The sequence below is a fragment of the Erwinia sp. S43 genome (assembly GCF_016624745.1).
Lineage (GTDB): Bacteria > Pseudomonadota > Gammaproteobacteria > Enterobacterales > Enterobacteriaceae > Erwinia > Erwinia coffeiphila.
On record NZ_JACVTX010000009.1, the window covers coordinates 102110 to 124441 of the forward strand.

The 22332-nt window shown below is 57.5% G+C and carries 21 protein-coding genes; 16 read left to right on the plus strand and 5 right to left on the minus strand.

Translation table 11 applies throughout. The features are described from left to right. Nucleotides 1-13: 13 nt before the first annotated feature. The 9 genes from IBT47_RS13220 to IBT47_RS13260 all read left to right on the plus strand — a co-directional run bounded on the left by IBT47_RS13220 (nt 14) and on the right by IBT47_RS13260 (nt 10007). Nucleotides 14-967, plus strand: coding sequence for an ABC transporter permease (locus tag IBT47_RS13220; protein WP_105594840.1), 954 nt, complete (start codon nt 14-16; stop codon nt 965-967). Next, nucleotides 967-1818, plus strand: a complete 852-nt coding sequence (locus IBT47_RS13225; protein ID WP_105594841.1) for an ABC transporter permease — start codon at nt 967-969, stop codon at nt 1816-1818. Before IBT47_RS13220 ends, IBT47_RS13225 begins: the two co-directional genes overlap by 1 nt. After that, a complete protein-coding gene (locus tag IBT47_RS13230) occupies nt 1815-3479 on the plus strand; it encodes an ABC transporter ATP-binding protein (protein ID WP_200560777.1) in 1665 nt (554 codons plus the stop codon). Before IBT47_RS13225 ends, IBT47_RS13230 begins: the two co-directional genes overlap by 4 nt. A gap of 138 nt (nt 3480-3617) precedes the next feature. Continuing rightward, a complete protein-coding gene (locus IBT47_RS13235; RefSeq protein WP_200560778.1) occupies nt 3618-4949 on the plus strand; it encodes an FAD-binding oxidoreductase in 1332 nt (443 codons plus the stop codon). A 9-nt stretch (nt 4950-4958) separates the two neighbouring features. Beyond that, the gene (locus IBT47_RS13240) at nt 4959-5807 is read left to right on the plus strand and encodes a GNAT family N-acetyltransferase (RefSeq protein ID WP_200560779.1); all 849 of its coding nucleotides are present in this window, start codon (nt 4959-4961) and stop codon (nt 5805-5807) included. Beyond that, nucleotides 5807-6733: a glyoxylate/hydroxypyruvate reductase A gene (locus IBT47_RS13245; RefSeq protein ID WP_200560780.1), complete on the plus strand. Its 927-nt coding sequence runs from the start codon at nt 5807-5809 to the stop codon at nt 6731-6733. Before IBT47_RS13240 ends, IBT47_RS13245 begins: the two co-directional genes overlap by 1 nt. A gap of 7 nt (nt 6734-6740) precedes the next feature. Further along, nucleotides 6741-7868 (plus strand): M20 aminoacylase family protein, encoded by a 1128-nt coding sequence (locus IBT47_RS13250; protein WP_370569896.1) that lies wholly within the window; start codon nt 6741-6743, stop codon nt 7866-7868. A 120-nt stretch (nt 7869-7988) separates the two neighbouring features. Next, on the plus strand, nt 7989-9305 hold the full coding sequence (gabT, locus tag IBT47_RS13255; RefSeq protein ID WP_200560782.1) for a 4-aminobutyrate--2-oxoglutarate transaminase: 1317 nt from the start codon (nt 7989-7991) through the stop codon (nt 9303-9305). A gap of 195 nt (nt 9306-9500) precedes the next feature. Next, on the plus strand, nt 9501-10007 hold the full coding sequence (locus IBT47_RS13260) for an Lrp/AsnC family transcriptional regulator (protein ID WP_105594848.1): 507 nt from the start codon (nt 9501-9503) through the stop codon (nt 10005-10007). Nucleotides 10008-10777: 770 nt separating this feature from the next. Here the strand turns inward: IBT47_RS13260 and yajD are convergent. Continuing rightward, nucleotides 10778-11125 (minus strand): HNH nuclease YajD, encoded by a 348-nt coding sequence (yajD, locus tag IBT47_RS13265; RefSeq protein ID WP_123329247.1) that lies wholly within the window; start codon nt 11123-11125, stop codon nt 10778-10780. A 297-nt stretch (nt 11126-11422) separates the two neighbouring features. Between yajD and IBT47_RS13270 the strand changes: the two genes are divergently transcribed. The 3 genes from IBT47_RS13270 (at nt 11423) to IBT47_RS13280 (ending at nt 13181) form a co-directional block, all read left to right on the plus strand. After that, nucleotides 11423-12163 (plus strand): SDR family oxidoreductase, encoded by a 741-nt coding sequence (locus tag IBT47_RS13270; RefSeq protein ID WP_200560783.1) that lies wholly within the window; start codon nt 11423-11425, stop codon nt 12161-12163. Between the two features lie 132 nt (nt 12164-12295). Further along, nucleotides 12296-12511, plus strand: a complete 216-nt coding sequence (locus IBT47_RS13275) for a hypothetical protein (protein WP_200560784.1) — start codon at nt 12296-12298, stop codon at nt 12509-12511. Nucleotides 12512-12785: 274 nt separating this feature from the next. Further along, nucleotides 12786-13181: a hypothetical protein gene (locus tag IBT47_RS13280; protein ID WP_105594853.1), complete on the plus strand. Its 396-nt coding sequence runs from the start codon at nt 12786-12788 to the stop codon at nt 13179-13181. Between the two features lie 13 nt (nt 13182-13194). On the opposite strand, the gene IBT47_RS13285 is transcribed toward IBT47_RS13280, so the two are convergent. Further along, on the minus strand, nt 13195-13338 hold the full coding sequence (locus IBT47_RS13285) for a hypothetical protein (RefSeq protein WP_200560785.1): 144 nt from the start codon (nt 13336-13338) through the stop codon (nt 13195-13197). 447 nt (nt 13339-13785) lie between these two features. On the opposite strand from IBT47_RS13285, the gene IBT47_RS13290 reads away from it, so the two are divergent. The 3 genes from IBT47_RS13290 to IBT47_RS13300 are packed head-to-tail and all read left to right on the plus strand — an operon-like array spanning nt 13786 to nt 18282. Then, nucleotides 13786-14256, plus strand: a complete 471-nt coding sequence (locus tag IBT47_RS13290; RefSeq protein WP_200560786.1) for a GNAT family N-acetyltransferase — start codon at nt 13786-13788, stop codon at nt 14254-14256. After that, nucleotides 14253-16313 (plus strand): hydantoinase/oxoprolinase family protein, encoded by a 2061-nt coding sequence (locus IBT47_RS13295; RefSeq protein ID WP_200560787.1) that lies wholly within the window; start codon nt 14253-14255, stop codon nt 16311-16313. Before IBT47_RS13290 ends, IBT47_RS13295 begins: the two co-directional genes overlap by 4 nt. After that, on the plus strand, nt 16303-18282 hold the full coding sequence (locus tag IBT47_RS13300; RefSeq protein WP_200560788.1) for a hydantoinase B/oxoprolinase family protein: 1980 nt from the start codon (nt 16303-16305) through the stop codon (nt 18280-18282). Before IBT47_RS13295 ends, IBT47_RS13300 begins: the two co-directional genes overlap by 11 nt. 20 nt (nt 18283-18302) lie before the next feature. Here the strand turns inward: IBT47_RS13300 and IBT47_RS13305 are convergent, their stop codons facing one another. Continuing rightward, nucleotides 18303-18503, minus strand: a complete 201-nt coding sequence (locus IBT47_RS13305) for a hypothetical protein (protein WP_200560789.1) — start codon at nt 18501-18503, stop codon at nt 18303-18305. Between the two features lie 312 nt (nt 18504-18815). Here IBT47_RS13305 and IBT47_RS13310 point away from each other — a divergent pair, with 312 nt between their 5' ends. Then, nucleotides 18816-19334: a GNAT family N-acetyltransferase gene (locus tag IBT47_RS13310; RefSeq protein WP_200560790.1), complete on the plus strand. Its 519-nt coding sequence runs from the start codon at nt 18816-18818 to the stop codon at nt 19332-19334. A gap of 79 nt (nt 19335-19413) precedes the next feature. Here the strand turns inward: IBT47_RS13310 and IBT47_RS13315 are convergent, their stop codons facing one another. Together IBT47_RS13315 and IBT47_RS13320 are read right to left on the minus strand one after the other, a co-directional pair. Next, nucleotides 19414-20358, minus strand: a complete 945-nt coding sequence (locus tag IBT47_RS13315; protein ID WP_200560791.1) for a GIY-YIG nuclease family protein — start codon at nt 20356-20358, stop codon at nt 19414-19416. A 673-nt stretch (nt 20359-21031) separates the two neighbouring features. Beyond that, nucleotides 21032-21691, minus strand: a complete 660-nt coding sequence (locus tag IBT47_RS13320; protein WP_200560792.1) for an O-methyltransferase — start codon at nt 21689-21691, stop codon at nt 21032-21034. Nucleotides 21692-22332: the final 641 nt, after the last annotated feature.

Below are 22332 nucleotides of genomic sequence, written 5' to 3' on the forward strand. Positions count from 1 at the left end.
AAGGAGAACGGCGATGAATCGGTACATTTTCAAACTGATATTCCGGCGCGTAGGGTCGGGTTTACTTACGCTGCTGATCGTCTCAATGCTGGTGTTCTTTATCACCAGCATGCTGCCGGGCGATGCAGCACAAATGATCCTTGGCCAGTCAGCTACCCCGGAAACGGTGGCGGCGCTGCGCCAACAGCTGGGTCTGGATCAGCCGCTGATTGCGCGTTACTTCGGCTGGCTGGCCGGAATGCTTCAGGGCGATTTTGGTACCTCGTTCGCCAGTAATCTGCCGGTCAGCCAGCTGGTGTCGCAGCGTATTCCGGCGACCTTCCAGCTGGCGGCCACCACCACCGTGGTATCGGTGCCGCTGGCACTGATCATCGGCATCGCAGCCGCCATGAAGCGCGGTTCGATGCTGGACCGCGCGTTAGTGGTCGGCACCATGTCGGTGGTGGCGGTGCCGGAGTTTCTGGTGGCGACCGTTGCCGTGCTGATTTTTGCGGTGAAGTTACAGTGGGTCCCGGCGATGTCGCTGGGGTCCACCCACCAGGATTTCCTTGGCTTCCTGCGCACCTTCGCGCTGCCGGTGGTGACGCTGTGCTGCGTGGTGGTGGCACAGATGGCGCGTATGACTCGCGCCGCCATCGTCAACCAGATGGACAGTCCTTACCTGGAAATGACCCTGCTGAAAGGCGTTTCGCCGCTGCGCGCCATGCTGCGCCACGCGCTGCCTAATGCCGTAGGGCCGATTGCCAACGCCATCTCGCTGAGTCTGTCCTACCTGTTCGGCGGGGTAATCATTATCGAAAGCATCTTCAGCTATCCTGGCGTCGCCAGCCAGCTGGTGGATGCGGTAAGCAACCGCGATCTGCCCGTGGTCCAGCTGTGCGTGATGTTCTTCGCCTGCTGCTACCTGGTGCTGCTGCTGGCCGCGGATGTGCTGACCATTGCGTTTAATCCTAAGTGGAGGGGCTGATGAACACACTCACGCTGCCGTGGCGCTTCTTTCAATCTCTCAACATCAGCGGCCGCATCGGCCTGCTGATCGCCCTGTTCTGGATCGTTATGGCGATATTCGGTGGCTCGCTGGCCCCGCATAACGTCGAGGATATCGGTGCCGGTCCGCTGTTTGGCGATATCAGCCGGGAGTTCTGGTTTGGCACCGACTATCTGGGCCGCGATATCTTCAGCCGCGTGCTGGTTGGCGCACGCTACTCGATTGGCCTGGCGCTAACGGCCGCCGTTCTCGCCAGCCTGGTGGGTACGCTGCTCGCGCTGCTGGCCGCGGTCGCCGGTCGCTGGCTGGAAGAGGTGCTGGGCCGTATCAATGATGCGATGCTGGTACTGCCGGGGAAAATTCTGGCGCTGATGATTGTCGCGGTGTTCGGTTCATCGCTGCCGATGCTGATCCTGACGGCGGTGATCACCTACTGGCCGGGTGCCTACCGTATTGCCTACGCCATGGCGTCCAGCCTGCGTTCAATGGACTACGTGCAGGCATCAAGACTGCGCGGCGAGAGCCGTCTTTACGTGGCGATCCACGATATTTTACCGAATATGCTGCACCCGATGCTGACCGATTTCGGCCTGCGTTTTGTCTACATCGTGCTGATGCTCAGCGGCCTGAGCTTCCTCGGCCTGGGCGTGCAGCCACCGTATGCCGACTGGGGCACGCTGGTGCGTGAAAATCTTCAGGGGCTGTTTGACGGCTCCCCGGCGGTGCTGATGCCGGCGGTGGCGATCGCCAGCCTGACCATCGGTGCCAATCTGTTTATCGACAGCCTGCAGGCAATGCGCCCGCTGACGCTGGCTAAGGGGACCGCATGAATATTACGCCACACAGCGCCACGCCGATGGTGTCCGTCGAAAACCTGCGGGTGACGGCCAACAGCGACGACGGCCGGGAAATCACCCTGGTTTCCGATATTCGTTTTACCGTACAGAAAGGGGAAGTGCTGGCGCTGATCGGCGAGTCCGGCTCGGGCAAAACCACCATCGCGCTGGCGCTGATGGGCTATGCCCGCCACGGCTGCCAGATTGCCGGAGGCACCGTACACGTGGCCGGCACCGACGTCACCTCGCTCACGCCATCCCAGCTTTGCCAGTTTCGCGGCAACAAGGTCGCCTATATCGCCCAGAGCGCGGCGGCCTCGTTTAACCCGGCGATGAAAATTATGGACCAGGTGGTGGAGCCGGTAGTCATCCACGGGGTGATGAAGCGCGCCGATGCCGAGAAAAAAGCGGTGGAGCTGTTCCGCGAGCTGGCGCTGCCGAACCCGGAAACCATCGGCGAGCGCTATCCGCACCAGGTTTCTGGCGGCCAGCTGCAGCGCCTGATGACCGCTATGGCGCTGATTAGCGATCCGGACGTGGTGATCCTTGATGAACCGACTACCGCGCTGGATGTGACCACCCAGGTGGAAGTGCTGAAAACCTTCCGCCGCGTGGTGCGCCAGCGCGGCACCACCGCCATCTACGTCAGCCACGATCTGGCGGTGGTGGCGCAGATGGCCGATAAAATTCTGGTCTTGCTGAAGGGCAATATCGCCGAGTACGGCACCACCGAGCAGCTGCTGCGTGCGCCGCAGGCCGAGTACAGCCATCAGCTGCTGGAAGCGGCCCGGCAGAAACCGCGCCAGAGCCCGTGGCTGTCGGCCAGCGAAGCCGAGCAGCCGCTGTTGCAGGTGCGGGATCTGTCGGCGGGCTATGGGCCGCTGGACGCCGAAGGCCAGCCGAAAGTGAAAATTTTGCAGGATATCAACTTCAGCCTGTACCGCGGCCAGGCCATCGGTATTATCGGTGAGTCCGGATCGGGGAAAACCACCCTGGCCCATGCGATTGCCGGGATGAACAAGCCCTGCGGCGGCCACATTCTGTTTAACGGTCACTATATCGAAGGCGATATGCACAAGCGGCCGGAAAACGAGCTGCGCCGCATTCAGTATGTATTCCAGATGGCCGATACCGCGCTGAACCCGGCGCACAGTATTGAAACCATCCTCAAGCGCCCGCTGAAGCTGTTCCACGGCCTGCGCGGCCCTGCGCTGGAGCGCAGAATGCTGGAGCTGCTGGACCTGGTTCGCCTGCCGCGCAGCGTACTGTGGCGTCGTCCGTGGTCGCTCTCCGGCGGTCAGAAGCAGCGTGTTAACCTGGCGCGCGCGCTGGCGGCCGAACCGGACCTGATCCTCTGCGACGAGGTGACATCCGCGCTGGATACCGTGGTTGCGGCGGCGGTGCTGGATCTGATCACCGAGCTGCGCCGTGAGCTGGGCCTGTCGGTGCTGTTTATCAGCCATGATTTGCACGCCGTTCGTTCAGTGTGTGACGAGATTATCGTGGTGAAAAATGGCCGCATGGTGACGCAGGTCGCGCGTGAAGATTACGACAAGCCATCCACCGAGCTGTACTACGAGCGGCTGAAGCGTGCAGTGCCGGAACTGCGCCAGGGCTGGCTGGATGAGCACGAAGAGAGCGATATCGCGCTCTGAATGATGACCGACAGCGCGGTGGTCTGAACAGGCAATACCTGTATCAGGCCATCGCCGCTAACGTGACTGATTGATTGCGGGGAGAGTCCATCGTTGAGTACGCCCCGTTAAACCACTTTTTCAGAGGTAACAGAGAACATGCCCGCACCGATACGATACGTACAGGACAGTCCTTACTTCCCGCCGGAAGTGGATGTGGTGGTGATCGGCGCCGGTATTGCCGGAGCGGCCGCCGCCTACGAGCTGGCCAAAAAAGGCGTCAGCGTGGTGCTGATTGAAAAGGGCCTGGTCGGCGGCGAACAGTCGAGCCGCAACTGGGGCTGGTGCCGTCAGCAGAACCGCGACGAGCGCGAGCTGCCGCTGATCATTTATGCCCTACAGCGCTGGGATGAGCTGGCGGGTGAAACCGGTGAAGAGCTGGGCTTCCGCCGCAGCGGGCTGGTTTACGCCTCCCGTAATCAGGACGATATCAACGCCTGGGAAAAGTGGAACCAGATGGCGAAAACCTACGGCTTCAGCAGTGAAATTCTCACTGCCGCCCGCGCCAAAGAGATGACGCCGGGCAGCACCACTGCCTGGCTGGGTGGCGTGCATTCGCCGACCGACGGCCACGCCGAACCGTCACTGGCGGCACCCGGCCTGGCAATTGCCGCGCAGAAGCTCGGCGCGAAAGTGTTTCAGCAGTGCGCGGTGCGCGGGCTGGATATCTCCGGCGGGCGCGTTAGCGGCGTGTGGACCGAGCGTGGGCTGATTAAAACCAGCCGGGTGATCTGCGCGGGCGGGGCCTGGACCTCAATGTTCTGCCGCCGCCACGGTATCGATCTGCCGCTCGGCAACGTGATCGGCACCGCGTTCCGCACTAAACCGATTGAGCAGGCGATTGCGCTGCCGCTGTATACCCCGGGCTTCGCCTGCCGTCCGCAGATGGACGGCAGCTACACCATGTCGGTATCCGGCCGTGGTCGTCTGGAGCCGGGTGCGCAGGGGCTGCGCTATGCCCGCCAGTTCTATCCGACCTTCAAGGCGCGGCGTAAAAACCTGACGCTTAATCTGGGCCTCAGCCCGTTCTTCAACGGCCCGGAAGCGTTCGGCCGCTGGCAGATGGACGGCACATCGCCGTTTGAAAAAATCCGCATTCTCGACCCGCGCCCGGATATGGCGATGGTGCAGGAAGGCATCGACGCCATGCGTAAAGAGTACCCGGCGATGGGCAAAATCCAGCTGGAACAGGCGTGGGGCGGCATGATTGACAGCACGCCGGACGCGGTGCCGGTCATTTCCCACGTCGGCAAACTGCCGGGGCTGATTATCTCGGCGGGCTACAGCGCGCACGGCTTCGGTATCGGGCCGGGGGCAGGCCGCCTGGCTGCCGATCTTGCCAACGGCGATACACCGATTGTGGATGCGACCCCGTATCGCTATGAGCGACTGGTTGACGGTTCCGGCCTTAACGCGCCGGGCATGATGTAAGGAACGACGATGACAATTGAATTCGTAGCGATGAATGAAACTCATCTGGATGCCGCCTTTGCGCTGACCCAGAGACTCAAGTGGCCGCACCGCCGCGCCGACTGGCAGCAGGCGCTGCTGCTGGGGGAAGGGATCGTGGCGCAGGAAAACGGCGAAGTGATTGGCACTATCCTCTGCTGGCACTGGGGGCGTGACTATTCCACCCTCGGGCTGGTGATCGTCGACGATGCCCAGCAGGGCCGCGGCATTGGCCGCCAGCTGATGCAGATGGGAATGGATAAACTGGCGGGCAGCAACATTCGCCTGCACGCCACCGAGGCGGGTAAGCCGTTGTATGAAAAACTCGGTTTTGTTGCCACCGGGCACATTGAGCAGCATCAGTGCCGCGAGCTGCCGACGGTTAGCGCCCCGACCTGCGCGCCCGGCCAGCGGCTGCGTGCTGCGGCAGCTCAGGATGCCGCACTGCTGACCGCGCTGGACCGCCAGACGCTGGGCCAGCATCGTCCGCTGCTGATTGCCAACCTGCTGGACAGCGCCGAGCGTTTCCTGGTACTGGAAGAGAACGGTGCGCCTGCCGGTTTCGCCTGCCTGCGCCGCTTTGGTCACGGCTATGCGATTGGCCCGGTGGTGGCCCGCAGCGCACAGAGCGCCAGGGCGCTGATCGGTGAACTGCTTAGCGGCGTCAGCGGCCAGTTTGTGCGCATCGATACCGATCGTGCAACGGGCCTGGGGCCATGGCTGAACGAGCTGGGGCTGGTGGAAGTGGACGCCCCGGTCACCATGTATAAAGGCGACGTCTGGCAGCCGGAAAGCGGCGGCATGCAGGCGTTCGCGCTGATGACGCAGGCGATGGCGTAATGAATATTGTCTATAAATCGGAGCCCGAACGCGGCCGTAAGTGGGCCTCTCTGTTGGCGGATCTGGCGCCCGGTGCCAGCTTCCGCCAGTGGCCGGAGGTGGGTAACGCCGAAGAGGTGGAGTACCTGGTGGCCTGGCAGCCGCCGGAAAACATCATGCAGCAGTTTCCTAACCTGAAGGTGCTGTTCTCGGTCGGTGCCGGAGCGGATCAGTTTGACTACGCCAGCCTGCCGCCGTCGCTGCCGGTGGTGCGGATGATCGAGCCGGGACTGACGCAGGGGATGGTGGAGTACGTGACTTTTGCCGTGCTCGGTCTGCACCGCGATATGCCGCGCTACCTGCAACAGCAGCGCGAGGAAATCTGGCAGGCGCACAGTATGCGCTCCGCTGCCGACTGCCGCATCGGCGTGATGGGGCTGGGCAACCTCGGCGAGGCGGTGCTGAAACCGCTGGTGGCGATGGGCTTTGACTGCGGCGGCTGGAACCGCAGCCCGCGCGATCTGCCCGGCGTGCGCTGCTGGACCGGTGAAGCGCAGCTGAGTGAATTCCTGGCACGAACCGATATTCTTATCTGCCTGCTGCCGCTGACAGCCAGTACCGAAGGCATTCTGAACGCCGACCTGTTCCGCCAGCTGCCGCGCGGCGCTTCGCTGGTTCAGGTGGGGCGGGGACCTCAGCTCGATCACGACGCACTGCTGGCTGCGCTGGATGAACAGCATCTGGCGGCGGCGGTCATCGACGTCACCGTTCCCGAGCCGCTGCCCGCCGGGCATCGCTTCTGGCAGCATCCGCAGATCTGGCTGACGCCGCATATCGCCAGCCAGACCCAGCCGGAAAGCGCTGTGGTTGCGCTGCTGGAGAACATTCGCCGCTTTGAACGCGGAGAAACCATGGTCGGCCTGGTCGACCGGGAAAAAGGATACTGATATGGATATTTCTCAGCTGGTCGCGCTGCGCCGCGATCTGCATATTCACCCTGAACTGGCCTACAACGAGCACCGTACCGCGGCTATCGTCGCCGAATTCCTGGATGATCTGGGCATTGAGGTGCATCGCGGTATCGGTAAAACCGGGGTGGTGGGTGTACTGAAGCGCGGCAGCAGTACGCGTGCAATCGGCCTGCGTGCCGATATGGATGCGCTGCCGATGAACGATCTCGGCAGCCAGCCGTGGAAAAGCCAGACGGCGGGCGTCTGCCACGCCTGCGGCCACGACGGCCATACGGTGATGCTGCTGGGTGCCGCCGCGCAGCTGGCCTCGAATCCTGATTTTGACGGTACGGTGAATTTTATCTTCCAGCCGGCGGAAGAAGGGCAGGCCGGGGCGAAGGCGATGATCGAAGACGGTCTGTTTACCCGCTTCCCCTGCGATGCGGTCTACGCCATTCATAACTGGCCGCAGCTGCCGCTCGGCGTGGTGCAAACCCGTCCCGGACCGATTATGGCGGCCGGAGATGCCTTCAGCATTACCGTTCACGGCGGCGGCGGGCATGCCGCGCAGCCGCAGCTGACGCCGGATACCCTGCTGGCGACCAGCGAGCTGGTGGTGGCGCTGCATACCATCGTCAGCCGCAACCTCGACCCGTGCGATCCGGCCGTGTTAACCGTGACGCGGATCAACGGCGGTTTCTCGCACAATATGATCCCGGCGGATGCCACGCTCAGCGGCACGGTGCGCGCCTTTGACAGCGCAGTGCAGGACACCATTGAACGCCGCATGCGTGAACTGGCCGCCAGTGTGACCGCCGCGCACGGCCTGACGGCAACGGTGAAATACGAGCGCTACTATCCGGCAACCATTAACAGCGCTGAAGAGGCGGCGGTGGCATTACGCGCTGCGCGTCGGGCGGGGCTGGAACACGGCGAAGCGGTAAAACCTGCGCTCACCTCGGAAGATTTCTCCTTTATGTTGCAGGCAAAACCGGGGGCATATCTGTGGCTTGGCTCCGCCGACAGCCGCCCGCTGCATCATTCAGAATATGATTTTAACGATGCGCTGATCCCTTATGGCATTCGCTGGTTCCGTGCCGTTGTTCAGGAAACGCTCGGCGTAAAAATATAACCGACAGATTAGCCCGAATTACGAAAGTTAATGCTGCTGCCGGTCCATCAACGGCAGCTTACCCCCATGGCTTATTGCGATACTTGGCAAATACAATTTTCACGTCAAAGAGGCAAAGAAATGCATAATTTACTGGCTGAGCAGCAGACATTTTCTGATAACGCACTGTTACTGGATACCCGCGCAGAGAACGTTCCGCGCGGCGTAGTAACCGCACACCCGATTGTGATTGCTAAAGGCAAAGGATCGGAAGTGTGGGATGTGGAAGGAAATCGCTATTTAGATTTCGTTGGTGGCATCGGCGTATTAAACGTTGGCCACAATCACCCGGCGGTAGTGAATGCCGTTACCGAACAGCTGCAGCTGGTTTCCCACGCCTGTTTCCAGGTGGCTGCCTACCCGGGCTATATCGAACTGGCAAAGCGCCTGAATAAATTAGTCGGTGCCGGTGAAGAATTTAAAAGCGTATTTTTCACCAGCGGTGCAGAAGCAGTAGAAAATGCGGTGAAGATCGCCCGCGCGCACACTAACCGCCCCGGCGTGATTGCCTTTGACGGTGCCTTCCACGGCCGTACGTTATTAGGCGTGACCCTGACCGGGATGAGCCAGCCGTATAAACAGAACTTCGGTCCGTTCCCTGGCGATGTTTACCGCGTGCCGTTCCCGAATGCCTTCCACAATATTTCGGAAGCGGACTGCTTAAAGGCGCTGGATACCCTGTTCGCGGTGCAGATCCTACCGGAGCGCGTAGCGGCGATTATCATTGAACCGGTGCAGGGCGACGGCGGCTTCCTGGCGGCGTCCCCGAGCTTTATGCAGGCGCTGCGTGAGATCACTCAACGCCACGGCATTCTGCTGATCTGCGATGAAGTGCAGACCGGCTTTGGCCGTACCGGCAAGATGTTTGGTTTCCAGCACACCGGCATTGTGCCGGATCTGGTGACCGTGGCGAAAAGTCTTGGCGGCGGCCTGCCGATTTCCGGCGTGGTCGGTAAAGCGGCGATCATGGACGCACCGACTCCGGGCGGACTGGGCGGCACCTACGGCGGTAACGCGCTGGCCTGTGCGGCTTCGCTGGCCGTGCTGGATCTGCTGGAGCACGATAACCTGCTCGAGCGCTCCAACCAGCTTGGTGAACACCTGAATGCGCGCCTGCGCCAGCTGGCGGATAAATACGCCTGCATCGGTGAAGTACGCGGTATTGGCTTTATGCAGGCGGTAGAGATCATCGATTTCGAAACCAAACAGCCGGATGCGGCGCTGACGCAGAAAATTCTGGATTGCGCCTGCCAGGAAGGCCTGCTGTTAATCAAGTGTGGCCTGCATCGCAATACCGTGCGTTTCCTTGCGCCGCTGGTGACCAGTGATTCGCAGCTGGAAGAAGCGCTGCATATCTTTGATATTGCACTGGCTCGTGCAACGGGTCGACTGGGCTGAACGACAGTTCCTCATTGATATTATTGTATTTATTGATAATAACGGCTGGATGGTATGGCACGGTAAATCGCTGGCGTAAGTTGCGGAAAGCGTGCTATACCATTGGAAATTACCTGAAATATCTGACGCGCAGAACATCCCACTGCGCGGTGGATAGGGAAGGGTTGTGACAATGTAGTAACAATGAGGGCGGTTATGAACGGCTTAATGAAACTGGACCGTATCGACATCAACATTCTGGTGCAGCTGCAAAAAGATGGCCGTATCAGCAATGTGAATCTTGCCGATGCCGTTGGGCTGTCGCCCAGCCCCTGTCTGCAGCGCGTCAAGCGCCTGGAAACCGCCGGGTTTATCACCGGCTATGAAGCCCACATCAATCTGACCAAGATTACGGATTCGGTGACGGTGTTTACCGAGGTGACCCTTTCCGGCCATCGTCGCGAAGATTTTATGAAGTTTGAGAACGCTATCCGCGAAGTTGATGAGCTGATGGAGTGCCATCTGATCACCGGCGGTTATGACTATCTGTTACGGTTTATAACCCGCAGTATTGAGCATTATCAGGAAGTGATTGAAGGGTTGCTGGATGCGAAGGTGGGGATCGATAAGTACTTTAGTTATATTGTCATTAAGTCACCGATTATGAAAAGCAGCGTGCCGTTGCGTTCGCTGATTACGCGTCATACCCAGGTTGAGTTTTGATTTGGCTGGTTAGCTGGTTAGCTGGTTAGCTGGTTAGCTGGGATCGCTGCGGCATGGGTGGCAGGGCTTCGGCCTCTGCGGCTGCCGGGCGGTCCTCGCGCCGCTTTGCGGTGCCTTCGGTTACGGCACCCGGCCGCACGGATCGGCGAAGACGTGTCATCCCTGACCCGACTTCGCCTGCCGCCAACATCCCTGTTGGCGGCTCCTGGCCAGCTGCCTTCACCTCAGCGCTGCGGATTACCCGCCAGCCGCAGAGGCCGATCCCCTTCGAAGTTTGTGCTTGCTGCTTTTGTTGCTGGTTCTGATGCGCAAGCCTGACTGGCAGGCCGAAAGCTGACATCTGCGTTATCGCAGTCTGCACCTTACTGCTGTGGATTGCCCGGCAGCCGCAGAGGCTGGACTCACCTTATTCATCTGACAAACTTCAATACCTGAGATGCTCTCTTTCCGTGATTTTTCTATGCCTGAACTGGGCAATGTGCTGTCATTTCTTGTCAAAACCAACGCTTATCTGGCAAAGCAGGTGGGCAGGAGTCTTTCTGAAGGGCAATCCGCAGCGCTGAACGCAGTGAGGAAGCCCGGATTCGGCCACAGGGATGTGGACGAAAGGCGCAGTTGCGCAGGACGCGCATCTGTGCCGGTCCGTGAGGCTGACGAACGAAGTGAAGGTATCGCGAAGCGACGCGAGGACCGCCCGGAAGGAAGACACCTGCCTTCCTGCGAAACATATAACCCGCAGAATACGCCCCGATACTGTCATTTCGAGGAGATTATTTCTTCTTATTCAGCATCGACTTCAGATCGGCAAACGGATTGTAGGTGGCCTCACCGACATCTTTTTGCGCATCTTCACCCGCAACAACGGTGGTGCCGTACTGATCTGCCTCGGTGTACTTCGAGTGCTCGTGATCGTGGCAGTACAGGCACAACAGCTCCCAGTTGCTGCCGTCTTCCGGGTTATTGGTATGATCGTGATCGATGTGGTGAACCGTCAGCTCGCGGAGGTTGGAATAGACAAACTCGCGTGAACAACGACCGCAGACCCACGGATAAATTTTGAGTGCTTTCTCACGGTAGCCGCTTTCCAGCCGCGCGTAGTTCTTAGGGATAAAAGCCATTGCCGATGTTACCTGTGATAGAACGATGAATTCAGAATAGTGCCGTCAATATACCTCATTATTGAGAGTAAGGATAAATGAAGTATGCCGTACGAACCCTGATTTTAATGGCCTTCACCAGAGTCCGTAATGCCTGAATTTCAGTTTCGATAATCCGGTAAAACGATGAACACTGAGGCGTAGCCGCAGGATAAAAAAAAGTATCCAGCGCAAAAATGTCACCTGGTGAAACAGATGACGGCAGCTAGAGAAGTTTCGTAAGGTGGCAAACAAGGTAAATGAAAAGAGGAGGCCATCATGAGGAGATTTCAGGGCAAACGCATTCTAATCACCGGCGGGAGCAGCGGTATGGGGTTGGCCGGCGCGCTGCGCATTGCCAGCGAAGGAGGGCAGGTGGCTATCACCGGTTTGAATGAAGAGCGCCTGGCGAAAGCCCGCAGACTGTTACCGGGCAACACGCTGATCCTGAGAAATGATGCCGCCGCTGAAGGGGATACTACCGCACTGGCGGTGGCCGTCAGCGAGTGGGGCTCGCTGGACGGACTATGGCTGAATGCCGGTTACGCGGAGGTGGGGGCACCGGAGTCCGTTACGGCCGACGGTTTTAACCGGATGATGAATGCCAATGTTCGCGGGCCGATGCTTCAGTTAGCTGCACTGTCCGCCTCGCTAAATCCCGGCGCATCCGTACTGGTTACCTCGTCATCTTCGGTTTATGAAGGCGCGGCGATGACCAGTCTGTATGCCGCGACCAAGGGCGCGACCGTGGCGATGGTGAAAAGCTGGGCCGCTGCGCTGGCCGCGCGCAACATCCGCGCCAACACGCTGGTTCCCGGTCCGATCGAGACGAATTTTCGGCACTTTATGCCGGAGGAGTCCCGCCAGCAGTTTGAGGATTTCGTGGTCAGCCAGGTGCCGCTGAGGCGAGCGGGGACAGCAGAAGAAGCCGCCGCCGTCGCGCTTTTCCTGCTATCCGACGACGCTTCTTACGTGACCGGAAGCCAGTACGCGGTGGATGGCGGGTTGGTGCATTACTGATGTGACGTCTGATTTTATGCCGCATCAGACTTAAAGCGTTTTTATTTACGCCGTTTGCGATGCACATGTAGCAGAACCTGAACGCGATCCCCTGCGGGGGATCTGACCTGGCCACGGCCTTCTGTGGGTATATTGATTGATGATCTCTGCCGTAGCAGCTATAACCCCGAAGCTTCCGTAGAGGTGATTTACCGCTTGCGTTATTTTCATCCTTCGATGAAATACGGCTATTCTCTCATTCCCGCCAGCACCGATATCAATGCCCCTGCATCAGTCATCTCTGATATCCATTCGGCTGGAATTACTTTTAGCATTCCGCCATTCCGCCAGCAGTGGCTATTTAAATAGTTTTATGTTAATAACGCCGCAGCAGAGAATGTCACTTTTACCGCCATTTCTATAAACCGTGCCAATATTCTCTCCCAACGTAGATAAGGCGATCGAGAAAGAGAGTTAAGATTCAGTGATGTGAAGATTTCAATTGAAAAAGTTCACCGATGTTATTAATTGGGTGTTGTCGATTGATTTTCGGATTTTTCAGGAATTTTTATTCTGGAGTAAGGATTTTGTAAAAATTATACTTTCATGCTGAAAAATAACGTTAAATATTGTAAGGAATACAATGAAAAAGCTACTCCTCTGCGGCATGGTTCTACTCTCTACATCCTGCGCTGATTTCCAGCAGACCGTTGGCGAAAAAATGAAAGCGGTCAATGCGGCGCTCAATACCAATAGCACCAGCACCACCGGTACGCAAACCACGGCCTCGGTAAAACAATCCGGTAAAATCACCAATGAACAGTGCAAGACTAGCATTGGTAAAAGCAGAACCTACTTCGAACAGATTCTGGGCTTCAAACTGAATGAATCTAATTCTTCTGGCTACACGTCATTCTCAGAAACCTACAACCTGCAAATTTCCGATCGTAAAGATCGTTTCGGCGGAAATCTGGCTATCTGCATCATCTCAATCGACCCGCAGACCAATAAAGTAACCACCTTCTCGATGCCGACATAATCTAGCCTCGGATTTAATTACAAGGGGCGATATTCCTGCCCCTTGTAAGATGATTTACTTTCCAGCCGTTCATCCTGATATTTTCTGCTTCTGCTTCTGCTTCTGCTTCTGCTTCTGCTTCTGCTTCTGCTTCTGCGTCGACAACTAAAAAATCCATCCATGAACAATTGGTTTTATACAGGCAACCCGGAAATCAAACAGCAGACGGATGGTGGCCCCAAAAGGGGCAATCCACAGCGCTGAACGGAAAGAGGAAGCCAGGATTTGGCCGCATGGACGCGGCCAAAAAACACAGCCGGGGCAGGACGCCCCGTCTGTGTTGTTCCGACAGGCTGATGACTGAAGTGAAGGAATCGCGAAGCGACGCGAGGACCCGCCCCGTTGGGGGCCACCACCCGTCAGCGTTATCGCAGTCACCACAGCCGACTAAGCCCTTTAAATTACAGACTCGATCCCCCATCAAATCGACAGACGACGCAGAAAATTTCCCCACCCACCCGTAATTCCCCACAAAACGCCGTAGTCACCCCCCGTTACAAAAAAATCCCGCCGCCAAAAACCGTACACTCATTTTATCCCCACAAAAAACAGGTCAGGAGCCACCATGCTACAGCCGCTCGTTCCCATCATTGCCGAATGGCAGCGCGACGACTATCTGCTCAGCAGCGACCCAAAACGGCTGGATGTGGCATGGGTCCACCATCAGCTTTCTGAAAACAGCTACTGGGCCAAAGGACAGCCGCTGGCGCAAACGCTGCGCGCCCTGGCGGGATCGCTCTGCTTCGGCATCTATCACCGGGGCCGGCAGGTGGGATTTGGCCGCCTGATCACTGACTACAGCCGCTTTGCCTACCTCAGCGACGTGATCATTGACCCGTCGCAGCGCGGCCACGGGCTCGGCGGCTGGTTTGCCGCCAGTATTTTGCAGCACCCTGAACTCAAAACCGTAAAACGCTGGATGCTGGCCACCGACGATGCCCATGAGGTCTATCGCCGCGCGGGCTGGCAGCCGGTGGAAAAGCCACAACGATTGATGGAATTCATTCCCACCCACCCAGAGGATCACACCGCATGAGTTACCGCGTTGGCGTCGATATTGGCGGCTCGTTCACCGATTTTGCCGTGCTGGACGAGCGAGATAACAGCATTCGAACGCTAAAAGTTCTGTCGCGCCCCGACAGCCCCGGCAGCGAAATTACCACCGGCCTTGCCCAGTTCCGCGAGCGCGACGGCATCCAGCCGCAGGAAATCAGCGCGTTTACCCACGGCACCACCGTCGGCGTCAACGCGGTGATCCAGCGCAAAGGCGTGCGGCTGGCGTTGTTTGCCACAGACGGTTTCTGCGACGTGCTGGAGCTGGCCCGCCTGAAGATCCCCCATATCCACGATCTGTTTTCACGCCGCCCGGCTCCGCTGATTTCCCGCGATCGGGTTTTCGCCATTCGTGAACGCACTGATCGTGACGGCCGGGTATTGCAGGAGGTCGACAGGCAAAGCGTGGTAGAGGCGATTGACGGCGCGCGGGCGGCAGGCTGCGAGGGGATCGTGGTTTCGCTGCTGCACAGCTATCGCAACGGCGGCAACGAGGCGCGGGTGCGGGAACTGGTCGCTGAGCTGGCCCCGGATCTGCTGACCTCCTGCTCGGCGGAGATCTGGCCGATTATTCGTGAGTACGAACGCACCATCACCGCAGTGATCAACGCCTACGTACAGCCAAAGGTCATCCACTATCTCGACTCGTTCGAGCGGGCGCTAAAAGAGATGGGCGTTCCTGTACCACCACGTATCACCAAGTCCAACGGCGGAGTGATGGGGCTGGCGCAGGCCAAAGCGGAATGCGTACAGATGGTGCTTTCCGGTACCGCTTCCGGGGTGATCGGTGCCAGCTATATTGCGGAAAACTGCGGCTTTGACCGTCTGCTGAGCCTGGATATTGGCGGCACCAGCGCTGATGTGGCAGTGATTATCGATGGTCGCCCGGAATACGGCAGCGGTGAAATTATCGGTGACTTCCCGATCTACATTCCGTCGGTTTCCGTCACCTCGGTGGGACAGGGCGGCGGCTCGATCGCCTGGATCGACAATCTGGGGGTGTTACAGGTGGGGCCGGACAGCGCGGGTTCACTGCCTGGCCCGGTCTGCTTCCGCCGCGGCGGTACAGAAGCCACCGCCACCGATGCCTTTGCCGCCTGCGGCATGATCGGCCATGGCGATCTCGGCTACAACGCGGTGCAGGTCGATGTAGCAGGGGCGCGGGCGGCGGTGCAGAAACTGGCCGAACCGCTGGGCATCAGCATTGAAGAGACGGCAGAAAACATTATCGCGCTGGCGATTTCCAGCATGTACAGCGACACCAGCGGGCTAATATCCCGTTTCGGCCTCGATCCGCGCGAGTTCTACTTCCTTGCATTTGGCGGTGCCGGGCCGATGATGGGCTGCTTCCTGGCGCGCGAACTAAAGCTGAAAGGCGTGGTTGTACCGCCAACACCCGGCGTGCTTTCGGCGTTGGGCGGGCTGGTCGCCGATATCAAAAACGACTTTATCAACACGCTTTACTGCGATCTGAACCCGGCTGCCAGTGCCGCTCTGCATGATGCCAGCGGCGTATTGCGCGATGAAGCCGAAGGCTGGCTGCAGCGCGAGTACGGTGGCGATCTGCCGTACCGGCTGAGCTTCTCCGCCGATATGCGCTATCGCGGCCAGTCGTTTGAAATCGACGTGGCGCTGGAGGAAGAATGGCTGCGGGCGGGCAATCTGGCCGCGATCCGTCAGGCTTTCGATGCCCATCACACCCGCCTGTTCGGCCACCACGATGAGCATGCGGCGGTGCAGCTGATTAACCTGCGGCTGGTGCTGAGTTCGCCTACGCCAAAACCGCAGATGAACCTGCTGGCCGCCGCCGAGGGTCCGGTGCAGGTACTGCGCCAGGTGGAAGCCTGGATCGACGGGCGCTGGTGGCAGGTGGATGTGGTTTCCCGCTCCGCGCTGGCCGCCGGGCACCAGCTCACCGGCCCGGTTATCGTCGCGCAGGACGACTGCACCACCTGCGTACCGCCGCAGATGCAGGTCGACGTCGACCGCTTTGGCAACCTGATTATCACCCCCGTTTCCGGAGAACATCATGGCAATTGATGGCCGTAACCTGCAGATCCTCGCCAACTACTGTGCGGCCGCGGCCGACGCGATGGCGTTTACGCTGATGCGCACCGCGCATTCCACCTTTGTTAAAGAGACGGAAGATTTTTCCTGTCAGATCGTCAGCCGCGACGGGCTGGCCTTTGCCTCGCCGCGCAGCTTCGGCGCGCCCTGGTACAGCGGGATTGACTACGGCCCGGTGCTGGCACTGATCGACGGCTATCAGGAAGGGGATATCTGCATCACCAACGATTCCTATGCCGGAAATGTGGCGACCCACTCGCCGGATATCCATATCTGGAAGCCGGTGTTCTACCAGGGGGAAATCGTCTGCTTTGTGGTTGGCCATATCCATAACACCGACGTGGGCGGCGCGGTGCCTGCTTCACTGTCGCGATCCCTGACCGAGATTGTGCAGGAAGGCATACGTATTCCGCCGCTGAAAATCATCAGCGGCGGCCAGATGAATGAGGCGGTAGCGCAGATCATGCGGCTTAACGTGCGTGCGCCGGATCAGAACTGGGGTGACTTTAATGCGCAGATCGCCTCGGTGAATATCGGCGAGCGCAAAGTGCAGGAGATTATCGCCCGCTTCGGCATCGATGACTTCCTGACCGGCGTTGAAGGCATTCTCGACTACGCCGAGCAGCAGGCACGGTCGATTATCAGTACCATTCCCGATGGTGAATATTTCTATGCCGACTACGCCGACGAAGACGGCGAGGGGGGCTATCCGTGCCGTATCGCGATCACCTTGCGGATCAAAGGTGACAGTCTGGAACTGGACTACACCGGCAGCGATCCGCAGCTGGCTTCATCGCTGAATATGCCCACCGGCGGCCGCGAAAGGCACCCGCTGGCACTGGTCGGCGTCACCTATGTGCTGTCGACTCTTGACCGTTCCCTGCTGCTGAATGCCGGCACTCTGCGGCCAACACGCGCCATTCTGCCGCCGGGCACGATAATGAACTGTGAGGCACCGGCGGCGGTAGGGATGCGTTCGCTGACCTGTGCGATGTCGCAGATCGCAACCGTGGGGGCGTTTTCGCTGGCGATGCCTGACAGGCTGCCCGCTAACTCGCCGGGCGGTAATTCGATCATTAATATCCGTACCGTAGATGCGCAGAACCGAACCGTGGTGGCTTCACTTGGCCCGGTCGGCGGCGGTGCGGGCGGCACGCCAAAACACGACGGACCGGACGGTTCCGGCGGGCTGTCGGCGTTCCTGAAGAACACGCCGATCGAGATCAACGAGGCCGAAGTGCCGGTGCGCTTCCATCGTTACGGGCTGGCGGCGGACAGCGCCGGAGCCGGGAAGTACCGCGGCGGGCTGGCAACGGAGATGGCGTTTGAGGTGTTCGCGCCGAATACCACTATTACCGCGCGCAACCGCAACCGTTCGGTGTTTTCCTCCGCCGGTGCGGCGGGTGGGCGTGCGGGGAGCACTTCCTGGTTCCGCACCACGCGCCCCGACGGCAGCGTCATTGAGCACGGCAATACCGATGTCATTCACTGTGGGCCGGGAGATGTGGTGACGGTGAAAGGGCCGGGCGCGGGCGGCTACGGCGCGGCAAAAGATCGCGATGCGCAGGCGGTGCTGCGGGACGTGCAGTGTGGATTCCTCAGCGAGCAGGCGGCGCGCGAGCAGTACGGCGTGGTGGTGCAGCGCGGTGAAATCGATCTGTCTGCTACCGAAGCACTGCGGGCGGCAATGCCGGGTGCGGGCGATAAGCATTTTGATGTGGGAGCGGCGCGCGAAGGCTTCGAGGCGCTGTGGACGGAGGATCGCTATCGTCTGCTGACGGCATTCCTTGCCGAGCGGCCTGTAGTGTGGCGTCATTTCCTTAAGCATCAGGTGTTTGCGGTGGTGCAGAAGGGCGAAGGGAGCGATCTGCCGCTGGATGAGCAGATGGCGGGGCTGTTTGCCCGGCTGATGGCGCAGTTTCCGGCGCTGAGTGCGGCGTAGCGGGGGGACCGTTTTGCCTGTCAGTATCGGTGATAGCGCGGGCTGTTGTTGGTGCTGTCGGTGTTGTTAGTGCTGTCGGTCAGTCGCTGCGATCGCGCGGGCTGGCCGTGCCCCCGTTTGGTCCTGTCCTCGCGCCGCGATGCGGTGCCGTCACTGCGTGCGTCAGCCTGACGAATCGGCACAGACGGGGCGTCTGCCCCGGCTGCGCCTTTCCCTCGCATCCGTGCGGGGGAATCCTGGCTTCCTTTCTGCGTTCAGCGCTGCGGATGTCCCGCCCGGGTGCACGGCCAGCCTGCTATTTTCTTCGGTGCTGCCTGAAAAACATCAGGATCGGTTCAGACTAGGGTGAGTAACTGCATCCGGTCTTACTACCCGTTTGCATTTTTCTCGACCATCGCCAGCAAAATCTGGTTGTACACATTTTGAATATTTGAATGTTTGCTGTGTGCCAGGAGCGGACGTTGTTAAAAGCGTGATATGTTGATGAAGAGTGTGGCATAAAGTTAACATCTTCAAGGAAAGAGGTTTGTCAGATGAATTTAGAAACTGCGCGTTTAATGCTTGAGCCCTTTCATGATTCACACTACGAAGGCTTAAGGTTGATGGATAACGATTCCGGCGTGATGCGTTATATCAGCAAGGGTATTGTTAAGACACCGGAAGAGACTTGGGAAAGTATCAGGCGTGTTCAGGCCCGTTGGGACAAATACGGATTTTCGTGGTGGGCTATCAAAGAGAAGGCTTCCGAGGCCATCGTTGGCGCAGCATGCCTCCAATACTTGGCAAACGTTGAGGGTGAACCCTTAGAGATTGGCTGGCGACTCGTCCCAGAACAGAATGGCAAAGGCTATGCAACCGAAGCGGCTAAAGCGATTATTAATTTTGCGGCTGAGCAGATTGGCGCAACGTATTTAGTGGCTGTTGCTGATCCAGAGAATATGCCCTCTCAGAGAGTGATGCAGCGATTAGGTATGACTTACAAAGCAATAGAACAGCATTACGATGTGCCCTGCGTAGTTTATGAACTTAGCCTCCAGCGCGATCAATCGTAATGGGGATGTTTACACAACGTCCGCTTCGTGCTAAGTGCGGACCATTGCAAAATGGGGTTATTTCGATCAAAACGTAACGTCACAACCAGCCGACGCTCTCTCTCCATTTATAATTAGTAACTTTATCATTTTCACTTATTTTTTTAGAGATAGAGCGAGGTTCTCTTCCTAGATACTCAGCTATTTCTGTCGGGGATAAATCAAAATCGACAAGCATGACTCTAAGTTTTTCCATTTCCTTTAAAGTCCAGGGTTTGCCAAAATTTTCATAAAGAGATACCTTATGCTCTCTGATAGTTCGCTTTCTCTGAATTTCACTTTCCCTCTGAGAAATCTCGCTTTTAAACTGTGAGCGGAACTCTTTAAGGAAATTTTCATCAGTTTCCTTGTTATACAGATTACTAAAAATAAGTTTGGATGCCGGATCTAAATCAGGCGTATCAATAATAAAAGCCTTGGCCTTCTCCATATGCGGGAATTCAATTTTACCCAATATGCTTAGTTGCTTTATATTAAAAAAACCTCTCAAATCAAAAGATTTAATGAGCTTTGATTGGATTACACTTTCAATCCTGCTTGCATTTGAATAACAGTAACCTGCCATTGGAAGGGCCCATACTACCAGTTGAGGAATATATTTTTCTAATGCAATGCTCTGCCAGTCAGTATCAAAGGTTTGGCTTTTAGCTAGCATGTTTTTCGGAAAATCAGAATATAATGTTGTAGATGCCCATATCTTATAATCCTTCGCCAAGGCTTGATAGTGCTTTGTGTGGTTATGAATTTTATAAGCTGACATGAATCGATACACATCATCATCGTGACCCGCGGCATAAATTGTTCGGTTTCCTCTCAGGTAACCGTCGTAATGTTCGTTTATCCTTCTGCCTACATTACAACTTACCCCAACGTAAACCACACGATTGAAAAGTCCTTTATGGACAATAAGATAAACTCCACTACAGCCAGATTTCCTGGCCTCTGATATAGAACCTAAAAATCTCCATTCCATAATTAAATCCATTATTATTGCTACTTTTTTTGTTTATCATTATTTTCGTGAAACTTCAACAAATCAATCCAAGATCTAAGGGCAAAGACTTATATAATTATACTGACCTGCTCCCTGTTGATTCACACAGAATGCTGTTAGCAATGTCCGTTCCTCGCTCAAAGCCGTCAGTCAATTCAGTAGATGACTTGTTTTCATTTTGTTGTGGCAGATATCCAAATGAAATGCAAACAGGCAGGCAGGTAAAATGCAAATGTATGGTCGAGTGAGTGCAAATCCCCACTCGGGAATGTCCTCATGGCTAGCATCGATCTACACAATACCGGGAGCCCCCAACCACCACAGCCCGTTTTCAAAGACAGCCGCACAAAAACTCAAGGAATGACCACCCAGCCCGGTTTTAAAATCGTGAAATAGAGGCCAGAAGGGCAGAGCGCTACGGGACAGGTTAGCTGGGTGTCTGCCGCATGGATGCGGCAGACAGGGTTACTGGGATGGATTAACGGCGCCTTGGCGATCTGTCCGTAACGCTCTGACCTACCACAGCCCGGTTTTAAAACAACCGTACAGAAGCCAAAGGGATAAGCACTCAGCACGGTTTTAAAAACAGCGGCACAGAAGCCAGAAAGGCTGCAACGGGACGTCATAGATGGGCCACATAACGGCCGTCAGGCTCGAAAGTATCTTATTTCACTCGCGCCATCGCCAGTCCATCCCAGCCTTTGGCCCCGACAGTTTGAACCGCCGTGGCTTCCAGCCGATCGTCGTTGCCCACCAGACTGAGAAATTCCCGCAGCCCTTGCAGATTCGGATCGGCATCTTCGGCATCGGTAATTTTCCCGCTGCGAACCACGTTATCACCGATGATTACCGTACCGGAACGCGAGTATTTCAGCGCCCACTCCAGATAGATCGGGTTATTTTGCTTGTCGGCATCGATAAAGATCATATCGAACGGGGCGGAACCTTCGAGGGTTGGCAGCGTATCCCGTGCGGCACCAACCAGGATAGTCACTTTGCTTTCCAGCCCGGCGCTGCGAATGTTGTGACTGGCGATTTCGGCGTGGCGCGGTTGATACTCAAGGGTGATCACTTTGCCATCCTCCGGCAGCGCACGTGCCAGCCAGATCGTGCTGTACCCACCCAGCGTGCCGATTTCCAGAATGCGTCTGGCACCGATCATTTTGGCGAATAGATAGAGTAACTTTCCCTGATTAGGGGCCACGTCAATCGGCGGCAGTCCGGCGTGTTTGTTGGCATCCAGTGCGGCCTGCAGGGCCTCATCCTGCGGGACGAGTTGTTCAATCAGGTAATTATCGACGGCGGCCCAGCGTTCTTGATCCATTTTGCATTTCCTGTTTTGGGGCAGAGGTAATAACTATAAGTCAGATATGAAGAGGTGTGGTCTCTGAAAGCTGAGAGGCTGGCTTATCAGTTTGGGATTTGGTGTAGCTGCTTGTTTCGCATCTGGCGTATCGGGGCTGGCCGGAACGCGGACCCGCTGTCACGTCCGTGTTCGCTCGACCTCGCACTTCCCTGTGCTCGGACGGCCCGCTAACCCGCCCAGCCCCGATTGCCCGCATACTCCTGAGTAGCTGCCTGAAAGCCACGTTCCTCTGGCAGCAACGGAATGATTTTAAAGGGGAACCGTTACGGGACAGGTTAGCCGGGTGTCTGCCGCAAGGATGCGGCAGCCAAGCCCCCAGGGAATGGGTTTACGGCGCCCCGGCGTTCTGCCCGAAACGGTCACCCCATTCACAGTTCTCGCCGCGAAAACTCTCCGAAGGGCCAGATTAGCGATCATTTCTGGCAGCAACACAAAGATTTAACGGTCGGCCTGAACACCTGACTGCCCGCGAATCCGATGCCCTAACGCTCCGCTTTAGCACCATTTCACAAACGTCATCTCCCCTTAACCGCAGTGTCACACAACCCCGGCAAAGTAACGGCCATCGGTGGCAGGAAGCAGCAATTTGAAGACAGCTT